The 12,315-nt window shown below is 43.5% G+C and carries 6 protein-coding genes; 3 read left to right on the forward strand and 3 right to left on the reverse strand.

Annotated elements, in window-relative coordinates; translation table 11 throughout:
• Window positions 1-41: 41 nt before the first annotated feature.
• From ACSX1H_RS17180 to ACSX1H_RS17190, 3 genes are all read right to left on the reverse strand, one after another.
• Complete coding sequence (locus tag ACSX1H_RS17180) at window positions 42-1,661, reverse strand: diflavin oxidoreductase (RefSeq protein ID WP_439185473.1); 1,620 nt, start codon at window positions 1,659-1,661, stop codon at window positions 42-44.
• 126 nt (window positions 1,662-1,787) lie between these two features.
• Window positions 1,788-4,193 carry a mechanosensitive ion channel family protein gene (locus ACSX1H_RS17185; protein WP_439185474.1) on the reverse strand — a complete coding sequence of 802 codons (2,406 nt, stop codon included), beginning with the start codon at window positions 4,191-4,193 and terminating at the stop codon, window positions 1,788-1,790.
• A gap of 368 nt (window positions 4,194-4,561) precedes the next feature.
• A complete protein-coding gene (locus tag ACSX1H_RS17190; RefSeq protein ID WP_439185475.1) occupies window positions 4,562-6,901 on the reverse strand; it encodes a S9 family peptidase in 2,340 nt (779 codons plus the stop codon).
• Window positions 6,902-7,181: 280 nt separating this feature from the next.
• Here ACSX1H_RS17190 and ACSX1H_RS17195 point away from each other — a divergent pair, with 280 nt between their 5' ends.
• The 3 genes from ACSX1H_RS17195 (at window position 7,182) to def (ending at window position 12,157) form a co-directional block, all read left to right on the forward strand.
• Window positions 7,182-7,970 carry a PhzF family phenazine biosynthesis protein gene (locus ACSX1H_RS17195; RefSeq protein WP_439185476.1) on the forward strand — a complete coding sequence of 263 codons (789 nt, stop codon included), beginning with the start codon at window positions 7,182-7,184 and terminating at the stop codon, window positions 7,968-7,970.
• A gap of 143 nt (window positions 7,971-8,113) precedes the next feature.
• Entirely contained in the window at window positions 8,114-11,464 is a 3,351-nt protein-coding gene (locus tag ACSX1H_RS17200) for a sensor histidine kinase (protein WP_439185477.1), read from the forward strand.
• A gap of 111 nt (window positions 11,465-11,575) precedes the next feature.
• Window positions 11,576-12,157: a peptide deformylase gene (gene def / locus ACSX1H_RS17205; protein WP_439185478.1), complete on the forward strand. Its 582-nt coding sequence runs from the start codon at window positions 11,576-11,578 to the stop codon at window positions 12,155-12,157.
• Window positions 12,158-12,315: the final 158 nt, after the last annotated feature.

A 12,315-nucleotide genomic window follows, 5' to 3' on the forward strand; every position in this document is an offset into this window, starting at 1 on the left:
TTATTGAGCCCACGAAGTTTGAAAGACTGCCTCAGGAGATCTTAATAGACTTCTTCCTGATACAGTCTTTTTGATTTTAGTTCGTCGAGGTAGCGTGTGGCTTGCTCTTCATTTAACTGAAGGCAGGTGCCAAATAGTTTGATCAGGCTGTTGCGCACTGAAACAGCCAGTTTGTCTTTACTGCCACAAACATAGATTATCGCTCCATTATTCAGCCAGTCCATCAGTTCTTTGGCTTGCTGCTCAAGCAGATGACTAACATAAACTTTTTCTTCCTGATCCCTCGAAAAAGCAGTGTTTAATCGTGTGAGTATCCCGGTGTTGACAAACTCAGCCAGATCCTCTTTGTACAAATAGTCTGATTTGCTGTTTCGTTCGCCAAAAAACAACCAGTTCTTCCCCTTTGCCTGGCGAGCACTTCGTTCCTGTAAGAAGCCACGGAAAGGGGCGATGCCTGTTCCGGCAGCAACCATAATAATGGGTGTATTGTCATCTTCGGGCAATCTGAATTTAGCTATGGTTTCGAGACTAACAGGTACGCGGTCGCCCACATCTAAACGGTTCCAAAGGTAAGAGGAGCAAACACCTTCGTGCACCCGCTGGTTATGCTGGTTTTCAATAATTTTCACGGTGATATCAGCTTTTTCGCCTGCGACCAGCCTGCTGGAGGCAACGGAATACAGCCTTTGGCTAAGCTTTCGAAGCACCCCCAAAAGTTGCTCCACAGAGATGTTTCCGGGGTAATCGCTTACTAAATCCAGCACATCCCTTTCGGCTGTATAAGCTTCCAGTTGGGCGCTGTTTGTAATCAGCTTATTAAGGACGGGATTGTTGACAATCTCGGCATAGTTGCGCACAACGAGCGGAGTCAGCATAGTGAGCTCGTAATCGTGTATCAGGAGCTCTTTCAAAAGGCGTGTCTGCTCTTTTACCTGCACCGGATAAGCTTTGTCAAAGCCAAGCGCCCCAAGCAGACGATCGACTAAACTCCTGGAGTTAACCCCATATACGCCAAGCGCATCTCCCGGCTCATAGTCCAGTCCTGAATTCTTTAATGAGAGGCTTACGTGCAGCACTTTTTTAGAACTATTCTCGGCTGTTAGTAAGGTTTTACTTAAGAGTTCAGCCTTGTAGGCTGAGTTGGTGTCGTTGCCAAGTTTTAAATCAAATACAAAACCTTCCTTTTGAGGCGGATGCACTGGTGATAACTCTCCTTTGAGCGTATCAAACACGTCAAGCACCCAGCTTTTTGCAGTTTCTTCAAAATCAATGTCGCACTTTACATGGCTCATCACCCGTTGTCCACCCAACTCACTCAGTCGCTTGTCAATATCTTCGCCGGTCTGGCAAAAGTAGCGGTAACTGCTGTCGCCCAATCCTAATACTGCATAGCGACAGTTAAGTTCTTTCATATCTGAGCTGTGAATAAAGGAGTAAAAGCTCTCGGCCTGTACCGGTGGCTCACCTTCGCCATGGGTACTAACAATAAGTAGTAGGTGTTCTATTTGCTGAAGATCCTGAAAGTCCATCTCCTGCATATCTTTTAGTTCCGAAGCATAGCCCAAACTTTTTGCGTATTCATGAGCCAATACTGCTACTGATTTTGAATTGCCGGTTCTGCTGCCAAACAGGATGTATAAGGTGTTCTTGAAAGTATGCATAATATTACTGATATATCTTTCAAGGATCTACAATGGAAATTGTTCAGCAAAAGCAGTTTTTTGCAGCCTGTAAATGAATGCCTGAAGAGATCGACAGGCCGCTACATTCAAGAACCAGAAATACTATTATGTATTTTTGGGCTGACTGATGATATGTATGTCGCGCTGTGGGAAAGGAATCTGGATGCCTTCCCTGGTGAGGGCCGCGTAAATCATCTGCGTTACATCACTCTTAATAGCCACACCCTCTTTCACCTTTGATATCCAGAAAAGGAGTCTGAAATCCAGTGAGCTTTCACCCATGCTGACGAACAGAACGCTTGGTTCAGGATCTTTAAGGATATCTTTATGCAAATGCAACTGTTCTTCCAGTATGCGTTTTACTTTAACCACATCAGAGCCATAAGCCACGCCAACCAACACTTCATGTCGCCGCTGAGGATCGGAGTGTGTCCAGTTAATCACCTCATTGGAAATTAGTTGTCCGTTAGGAACGATTACTTCTGCACCATCAAACGTGCGGATAATGCTTGAGCGGATACCAATTGATTTCACACGCCCCAGTAACTGACCTACCTCAATAACATCTTCAATTTTTATGGGACGTTCAAAAAGGAGGATTAATCCGGATACCAGGTTGTTAAATATATTTTGCAGGCCAAAGCCAATCCCCACACCAAAGGCACCAATTAAAACGGTAAGGCTGGTCATGGGGATGCCAGCTATGCTTACAGCAATAGTTATGCCTAGTGTTATCATGGCATATTTGGCTAAAAGGGCAATGGTATGTGGTAGGCCTTGCCCAAGCTTGGTGCGGCTTAATACATCGTCTTCCAAAAGAATTTTTATGACATTGGAAGTAACGATTGAGAGAAACAGGATGAATATAAGCAGGATAATCCGTCCCAAAGAAACACTAAAAGAGCCGATGGCAAACTGGTGCGATATCCCTTCCAAGAAGAATGACAAGACTTCTTCATCAATGTTCAGGCTGAAAAGGATAATATACAGTGCGGTTAGAACAGAAACCAAACGAATGGTTTGCACCAGTCGCTTTTTAAATGTTTGTCCATAAACTTCCACCACTTTAAGTTGATTCATGCGAATACTCTCAAACAGGTATTCGATAATGCCGATGGCAATAACCATGGAAACAAACAGAAGTGAAATACTAAAAGCATTGGTTATAATGATGTTTACAATGAGTTCGGTAAGCAGTGTAAAGCCAAGGAGGCCAGGTAGGAATAATATACCTACAGCCAGTATGGCTGCCAGAATAATCCGGTTGATAAACAGTGCTGCTAGTCTGTTAGGGATACTTAACTTGAGTATGTAGCTCCGAATGTTAAGCAGGGCAATGAGCTCAATTAGTGCCAGTAAAAGTATAATTACCTGGTAAATGGTGTAGTTGGAAGGGAAAAAGCTGATGGGTATTTTAATCAGCACAATGGCAAATAGTATCATTAAGCTTACAAACAGCCGCTTATTAACGAGCTTGTACAGGAGTATGCTCAGCGGCAGACAGATGGCGATACGAATCAAGTCTTTAAACAGTTGTGGCTGGTTAGGAAATATTAAGGCCGCAAGCCAGATGACGATTACAAAAGCCGTGCTTCGATAGCTACGCAGCAGTTTGTTTAAGCTTAACTGGTAATAGGAGTCGCTGAGGCTCTCCTCCTTTTTGGAGATCGATTTTTTTAGCCAATGAAAGGCAATTACGCCGCTTATCAGGATGAGTATAAACAATACGCTGTTGGAGCGGTTATCACGCATGTAGTCGCCCAGTAGCTGCGTTTCTATTTTGAGGTTCCTTTTGATGATGTCCAGCGTTGAGATATATTTCTCTTTTTCAAATAAGTCTTGAATAACAATGGGGGTATGAAGAAATATATTCTGTTCCTCCTCATTTATTTGTTGAGTGATGCTTTCGAGTAAGTTGTCTACTTTCGTTTGTTTCGAAATCGCCTGATTCTGAAGTTCCAGGAGGCTGCTTTCTTGTTCTACGAGTCTGTTTAATACTTTGTTTTTTGTTTCATAAAGATGTTTGACGTTGTCACTCACCACACTATCGTTGGTATCCAGGTTTAACGATTGCGCAACAAGTCGCCATTGTTTGTCAATGTTCTGTACCAGTTCAAGATGTGCATTAATTTGATTGAGCTCTTCACTTAGTTTGCTTTTAATATCTTCTATTTGTCCTTCGCGCTGCTTCCAGTAGGAGCGTTTATTGATCAAGTGACGACGGTTTAAGGCATCCAGATTGGCTACTTGTTCAAGCTTATACACACTGTCTATAACACTGAGCCTGGCGTTGCTAGTGGTTATCAGCTGCTGCAACGACTCTTGCTGCAGCATGGTTTTTTCAATTCTGTTGAGTCGCGCAACAACCTGTGCACTTCTATTGGGGATTTCAATAATATCAATTTGTTCAAAGCTATCTACTTTGCTCGCTTCAGACACCGGTGTTTGGGCCTGCAGGTGATTGAAAAATGAAACTAGTAAGAGAAAAAGATATAAACGGTAGAAAGTCATCCAGCTATGAATTTGTAATTATTGACTTAAAAATACGCAGAAGAATTGTAAAATAACAGATTAAGCTGAGTTGGGCTAAAAAATTATCGTGGCAAGTTGTCTGTACTAACAGAGTGGAAAGGGTATTCTGTGAGTTGTGCGGCCGTGTGTCTATTAAAGTTGCGGCCAGTTCGCCAGTGAAGTTAGGAATAATAGAGTGGTATTATTAGGAGAGTTGATGTGGGGGATTGGTTGGAGATGAGGTGGCTATGCTTGTTTCCTGTTAGTCTGGTTTAATCTTTACAGTAGCGAAGGGGGTAGACAAAACAGGCGCCACTCTATGCTAAGAGGGGCGCCTGGTGGTATTGTGTGAGTGTGTAATGTCTGGTTTAAGGTAAATCCAGATCCACATTATTGCGATAGTCGCCCAATAGGTGCTCTGCAAAATGGTACCAAAGCATTTTCTCAAAATAGGGTGAATATTGGGAAAAGCCATGACGCACATTGGGTATCATCATAAAATCGAAGCGCTTCCGGGCATCCATCAAGGCTTTAACCACTCGCATGGTGTTGGCCGGATGCACGTTGTTGTCAATCTCACCATGAACGAGCAGCAGGTGGCCCTTCAGGTTTTTAGCGATGGATGGATTGGTTGGAATCTTACTTTGAAAAGAAATATCATACTCATCCTCATGGGCTTCTACCGTTGTTGAATCATTCTGTTCCTGCTTTTGCTTTGTTTTCTTTTTGATCTCTTTCACCCCATGGTGTGTTTCGCCCCACCACTTATTGTAGATGTTGTTATCGTGGTTCCCAGCCGACGATACAGCGGCCTTGTAAAAGTCCGGATAGGTAAACATGGCAGCGGTAGACATAAAACCACCTCCGCTGTGGCCGAAAATACCTACTCGGTTAATGTCGATGTAGTGATAACGGTTGGCCAACTGCTGGAGCGCAAACATATCGTCTTTTAGAGCATAGTCGCGCAGGTTATTATAGCCGTAGGTGTGATAGTACTTATGGCGCTTCGGACTGCCGCCCCGGTGTCCAACAGAAACCACCACAAACCCCAGCTGTGCCAGTGCAGTGTTGTAGCGCGCAGTAACAGTAAAGTCGCGCACCACAGCCTCGGTTTGCGGGCCTGGATACACGTACGAAATTACCGGGTACTTACGGGTGGAATCAAAGTCAAAAGGTTTCCAGATAACCCCATGCAAATCGGTAACGCCATCGTCGGCTTTCACCACAAATTTTTCGGGGAATGACCAGCCTAATTCCTTAACCCTCGATAAATCCATGGTTTCCAGTTCCATAATCACAGTGCCGTTTTTGTCGCGTACTACTGCTTTAGGTGCCTGATCAACTCGTGAGTAATTATTCACAAAATAGTTGGCATGCTCATCGGTAGCAGGCATGCTGAAGTGATGATTAGCTTCTTCAGGTGTTATCAGGCGCGTGCCTGAACCATCAAAATTAGTGCGGTAATAGATGCTGTAATAGGGATCAAAACCTTTCTCTTTGCCGTATGCCGGATAATAGATGGCGTTAGAGGCCGTATCAATTCGTGCTACCTGACCAACAACAAAGTTACCCTTGGTAATCTGGTTCTTTAATTTGCCATTGGAATCATAGCGGTAAAGTTGTCCCCAGCCTGTGCGCTCCGACCACCAAATAAGCTCTTCACCTTCGTTAATAAGATGCAGTTGATGCATTTGGTCGTTAAAATAGGGTTTAGACTGCTCGCTGAAGAGAGGTGTTACATCGCCGCTAGAGGTATTGATGCGTACCACCTCCAGCTCGTCGCAGGTGCGTTTTTTTCGGATGGCAAACAGCTTATCAGATGTTTTTGATGGACGATAGGCTTTAATGCTTTGGTCTTTCCATTTTTCTAATTGTGGTTTCACCCATGTTTCTGATGCCAGATCGTAAATTTCCAGGTGAGGAATGCCAACATGTTCGTCTCCAGGCATTGAGTATTTGTAGGTTTCAATGGTCGGGCGTGGGTTAGCTACCGAGTTAATCACTGCCATTTCTTTTACCTGGCGCATATCATAGCGCATGGTGTAAAACTTCTTTTCGTCTTTAAACCAATACACGCGGGCACTCAGGCGCTTGTCGGAGGTGGTATCGCCCCCCTTGCTCTGATAGCTGAACCAACGCTCGCCATCAGTGGTGAGTTGGGTTTCAACGCTATCAGTATCGTTGGAGCGCATGAGGTACAGGTTGTGTTTTCGCGCAAAAACAATATAGGTGCTGTCGGGCGAATAGCTTTTCCAGGCCTCTTTTTTTTCTTTCTTAACGGTATCTATTTTGCTTACCCATTGGGTTTTCATGTTGTATTTGAACTTCAGGTCATCCATTTCAAAGGTGAAGCTGGATTGACTGTTTTTTTCAAACTCTATCTTCTTGATAGGAAGATCATGCACATTGTAGGCTTTATGGGTAATGCTTGTTACTTTGGCGGCCAAATCGTTATTATCGAATAACGGCCTTTTACTGCGTTTATCGGGATCGACAAACCAGTAGAACCGGCCATCGGCTGTTTTGTAGCTATACCAAAATAGATGAGAGTTTTCAAGCCAGTTGGGACTGACGTTGCCCGAACCCAAGTACTTTTTTACGTTACTTTGGGTGAACTTGCCGGCCAGTTCGAAATTGGCTTCCTGGGCACTTACTTTGGGAATTGCAAATACTGCTGTGAGTATCAGTGAAATAAATATTTTCTTCATGCGCGTATCTGTTTTGTTTTTTAAGGATGTATGGAGTTTAAATTAATTCGGGGGCACTAAAATAGGTATTCTGTAAGCTTTCAGATATGATATTTCTTTCGTTTCCTTATGAAGATGCTGTACTTTTAACGGGTTGTTTTGGATAGTGCTTACTCTCCACTGACGAAATGTGTGTGTATTGCAACTGTTGTTTATGTCGACTTTGGTTAAATAATTAATACCTTTAGAGCTCAAGTTAACAGTCTGTTGCTGGACAACCGAAACTTTCAAAACAAGATTTATGAGGCTAACAATATATCAGATAGATGCTTTTACAGACAAAATATTTGGTGGTAATCCGGCTTGTGTAGTGCCACTCGAAGATTGGTTGCCCGATGAGTTATTATTAACCATCGCAAAAGAGAATGCTGTTGCTGAAACGGCCTTCTTTGTGCAGAACGAGGAAGGGATTCACTTGCGTTGGTTTACTCCCGATTTGGAGATGGATTTGTGCGGCCATGCCACTTTGGCGGCGGCTTATGTTTTAAAAGTGCACCTGAATCACGTATGCAATAAATTGGTATTTGAAACGCTTAGTGGTCAGCTTCAGGTGCGCTGCGAAAAGGACATGTTTACGCTTGATTTGCCTGCCAGACCGCCACAACCGGATGAATTACCCAAATTGATTAAAGAAGCCATAAGTATTCAGCCTGATGCCGTGTTGAAGGCTCGTGATTATGTGCTGGTATATCCCTCGGAAAGCACCGTGATGAACCTGCAAATAGACCGCAATGCCTTTGATAAGATCAATTTGGGAACCGGAGGAGTCATTGTGACTTCCAAAGGGAGTAGTTGCGATTTTGTGTCTCGTTTTTTCACTCCGCAGGCTACTATCCTCGAAGATCCGGTAACCGGATCGGCTCACTGCACACTAACTCCCTATTGGAGCCGGCAACTCAATAAAACGAAAATGACTGCCAGGCAACTGTCTGAAAGGGGTGGCGTGCTGCACTGTGAAAACAAAGACAGCCGCGTATTGGTCAGTGGAAAAGCCCGCACATACCTGGTGGGACATATCTGGATCGAATAGACCATTGAATAGAATATTTGCTCCAGATGGAACGGCCAGGTGTTGGCACGCCCTTAAGTAAGCATGTTTTTCTACTGATAATCAGTTATTAACTTGGTTTGTGCCTTCTCATTACGTAAATTTATGCAACTAACTCTGCAGCGATGAAGCGTTTTTTTGTCATAGGATTTATATTAATGTTTATGCAATGGGGGGCTGCACAAAATTCTCCAATACGTTTTCAAAGTATCAGTATTAACGATGGTTTATCTCTGAGTTCTGTTTACTGCATTTACAAAGACAGCAAAGGGTTTATGTGGTTTGGTACCGAAGACGGACTCAATAAATTCGATGGCTATCACTTCACCATTTATCGCACCGAGGTCAAAAATCCAAATAGCATCTGCTATAAGTGGATAGAGCACATTGCAGAGGATGCCAATGGACATCTCTGGTTTGCTTCCCGTAACGGATTATCTCGATTTAATCCGGTAAGTGAAGTCTTTAAAAACTATAAAGCCAGTCAGTCGGATCTCCTGGTTAACGATACAATAACCTGCCTGAAAGTGCATGACGATCATGTTTTTATCGGTTCAAAAAAGGGCCTCAGTACTATCAACGTATCAACCAATGAAACAGCACTTTTTGATACATTGGTAGAGGTGAATTCTCTTCAGTTGTACGGGAACCAATTAATTATTGGTGCCGGCAATGGGCTGTTTTTGTTAGCGGATGGTACGGATTTAAAACGTTTATCGACTGTTGGTGTAACAGATGTAACACTTGATAGCGCTATCGTTTACTATTCAGGCCGGACAGGACTGTTTAGATATAACCTGATGGATGGCTCAGATGTGGCGATCGCCACTCCCGAAACAATGGGGGAGATTGATAACCTTGAATGGGATGAACAGGGGCGTCTTTGGGTAAGTGCAATTAACGGACTATGGGAATACGACCCGCGCAAGGGTTGGTCCAAACAAATTCTGGAAACGGCCAACACCACTCGAAGCCTGGCAACTAATACCAGTAAATCGTTATGGGTGAGTGATAGCGGAACTGTTTGGTACGCCACCCATGGCGATGGATTGTTTATTGTGAATGATCAGCTGGAGCTTACCCGATGTCTGCATAACCCGACAGATAGAGAAAGTGTTAGCCAAAATGCATTTAACTGTATTTATGCCGATCCGCAAAATGGCAATGTTTGGTTTGGAACCTATGGTGCCGGTATTAATATTTATCAGCCAGCGGCTAATAAGTTTGATTTGATAAAGCATAACCCGCTAGAGGCCAATAGTCTTTCGAGTAATTTTGTGTGGTCCATATTCGAATCGGCTGATGGCTGCCTGTGGATAGGAACGAATGATAAGGGCTTGTGCCATTATTGTCCTAAAACAGATCGGTTCACCACCTATTTGCATCGTGCCGATGCCATTGGATCACTCAGTAACAATACCGTGCGTGAAGTTTTTCAGGATAGTCGGGGCGTAATTTGGGCAGGTACCGATGGAGGTGGCTTAAATCGGTTTGACCCACTAACCAATCGTTTTAAGGCCTATCTGCATAATGCAGATGATGAGCAGTCCATATCAGATAACTCGGTGCGAGTGCTTTTTGAAGACAGCAGTGGGCGCTTGTGGGTGGGCACGCGCAATGGTCTTAATTTATTTGACCGACAGACAGGTACCTTCCATCGGTATTTGAGCAGTGAGACTGATCCTCAAAGTCTTTCTAACAATTTTGTATACGCCAGTATTGTAGAAGACCGGTTTGGTAGGCTATGGATTGGTACCTATGGAGGCGGCCTCAATCGTTTTAATCCGGAGACAGGTATTTTTGATCGCTATACAACAGCAACAGAAAAAGGTTTCAGACTCAGTAATAACATTGTGTTTTGCGTGTATGAAGATGTTGGGGGCATGATATGGGTGGGGACGAATGAAGGTCTGAATATTTTGAATCCGGCAAATGGTCGGGTAAAGGTATTGGGGGTGAAGGATGGATTGCCCAATGAGGTTATTTACAGTATTTTGCCAGATAGTAATGGGCACCTTTGGTTGAGCACCAATCAGGGCATTTGTAGCATTAACCGGTCCACATTGGCGTGTAAAAACTACGATGTAAATGACGGTTTGCAAAGTAATGAATTTAATGGAGGAGCTTTTCATAAGGGGCATTCGGGCAAATTGTATTTTGGAGGAGTATACGGTCTCAACATCCTCACACCCGAGGTGTTAAGTGAGAATACGTTAGTGAATAAGCCGGTGATTACACGCCTCGAGGTATTAGGAAAACCGGTATACACGGTGCACGGTACAGGCTCCAATAGGCACGTGGTGGCAGAGCTCGACAGCCAGTTTGTAATGCCCGCCAATATCAGCTATACAGAGCACATCGTGCTGGATTACAGGCAGCGCTTTTTTGCGTTGGAATATTCGGGTCTTAATCATCTCTTTTCGGCTAAAACTAAGTATGCCTTTCAGCTGTATCCAAACGATAAAGAATGGAACAGCGCAGGTAGCCGTAATTATGTTTCTTTTGCCAATATAAAGCCAGGTGATTATATTTTTAAAGTGATAAGTACCAATAGCGATGGCGTTTGGAGCAAGGAAGCGGCTACGCTAAAAATATCTATCAGGCCACCCTTCTGGCAAACCAGCTGGTTTGTGCTTCTCGAATTGATAGTGGTATTGATGGTTATTGTATTTATTTATCGGTTTTTACTGAAAATGAAAACGAACAAAGTGTTACTGCTGCAAAATCAGCAAATACTTGAGGCGAACAGGCAGCTGCAAATTTCTGAAGAGAACCTGAAGCAAATGAATGCCACCAAGGATATGTTTTTCTCCATCATATCGCACGATTTAAAAAATCCGTTTACCAGTTTGATGTCAATAAGCCAGATGCTTGAGCAAAATTATGAAACTACAGACGAAGAGGATAAGAGACACGCTGTTAAACGAATTAATAGCTCGGTGCAAAATATCTATCAGTTACTGGAGAATTTGCTCACCTGGTCGCGCTCGCAACGTGGCAAAATCTGCTTTAAAGATGAAGACTTTGACCTCTCGGCCCTCATCACTGAAAATATTAACCTTTACAAAGCTGTGGCTGCCAAAAAATCGATCCGTCTTATTAATAATGTGCCGGATGCCTTTTCAGCCAAGGGCGATCGTAATTCCATCAACACCATCATCCGCAACCTAACGGGCAATGCCGTTAAGTTCACCGCTGGTGGAGAGATAGTATTCTCTATTAGTAGCTCAGACGAGCATTGGAAAGTAAGTATTAAGGATACCGGAGTGGGTATCAGTCCGGAAAATTTGAAATACCTTTTTCGAACCGATAAAAAGTTAAAAGCAGAGGGGACCGATGGTGAGAAAGGAACCGGCTTAGGTTTAATCATTTGTAAAGAGTTTGCCGAAAAAAATGGGGGGCAAATTGGCGCCCTTAGTCAGCAAGGAGTAGGTTCCGAATTCTGGTTTACCATTCGAAAAGGCCGGAGGGAGTGATAAAGTAGCAAACGGGCAGGAAAGTGTCCGCAATTCCAATAAACTTTTTGGTAGCATTTTGGTTTATCCTAAAAACACTATTTTTGCAGCGAAAACCAAAAAACAAGATAAATGGCATTAGCAATAACTGCATATGGCACAAAAGTGCTCAGAAAAGTTTGTGACGAAATAACAGCGGATTACGAAGGTTTGCAAGATCTGATCGATAATATGTGGGAAACCATGTATGAAGCAGGCGGTGTTGGACTGGCGGCTCCGCAGGTTAATAAGGCCATTCGCTTGTTTACAGTGGACACCATTCAGGTGTATGAAGGAATGAAAGAAGAAGAGCGTGAAGAGCTCTTTGAAGATGAGCAACCAGTAAAGGAAGTGTTCATCAATGCTCGTATTGTTGGGGAATCGGATGAAGTGTGGGTGGATAATGAAGGGTGTTTGAGCCTGCCGGACCTTAGTGGTGAAGTAGAGCGGCCCTGGGCCATTGAGATCGAATACTACGATCGGAATTTTGAAAAACACACCAGAACTTTCTCAGGTTACAATGCCCGCGTTATTCAGCACGAATACGATCATACCGAAGGCATTTTGTACGTTGACCATTTATCAGGTATTTCAAAACGATTACTGAAAGGGAAATTAAATAAAATCGCTGAAGGCAAGGTAGCGCCCCGTTATCGCATGAGATTCGCCAAGTAGCTGGTCGTTAATAGGATATATAAAAGCCTTAATTCGTATGAATTGAGGCTTTTTTTGTGCCTTTCTGCGCTTTAAACAGGCCACCGGTCGCCTGATGCAATAATATTACCGCTTCGTGCAAAAATGGTAGATGCCGGCTTTTCTGAACCGGTACTTTT

Source organism: Carboxylicivirga taeanensis, from assembly GCF_051851475.1.
GTDB lineage: Bacteria > Bacteroidota > Bacteroidia > Bacteroidales > Marinilabiliaceae > Carboxylicivirga > Carboxylicivirga taeanensis.

What these genes read in the sequence shown, in the direction of transcription:
- ACSX1H_RS17200 (WP_439185477.1), top strand. Translation starts at nt 8,114, where the DNA reads ATGAAGCGTTTTTTTGTCATAGGATTTATATTAATGTTTATGCAATGG.
- ACSX1H_RS17185 (WP_439185474.1), bottom strand. Translation starts at nt 4,193, where the DNA reads ATGACTTTCTACCGTTTATATCTTTTTCTCTTACTAGTTTCATTTTTC.
- ACSX1H_RS17180 (WP_439185473.1), bottom strand. Translation starts at nt 1,661, where the DNA reads ATGCATACTTTCAAGAACACCTTATACATCCTGTTTGGCAGCAGAACC.
- ACSX1H_RS17195 (WP_439185476.1), top strand. Translation starts at nt 7,182, where the DNA reads ATGAGGCTAACAATATATCAGATAGATGCTTTTACAGACAAAATATTT.
- def (WP_439185478.1), top strand. Translation starts at nt 11,576, where the DNA reads ATGGCATTAGCAATAACTGCATATGGCACAAAAGTGCTCAGAAAAGTT.
- ACSX1H_RS17190 (WP_439185475.1), bottom strand. Translation starts at nt 6,901, where the DNA reads ATGAAGAAAATATTTATTTCACTGATACTCACAGCAGTATTTGCAATT.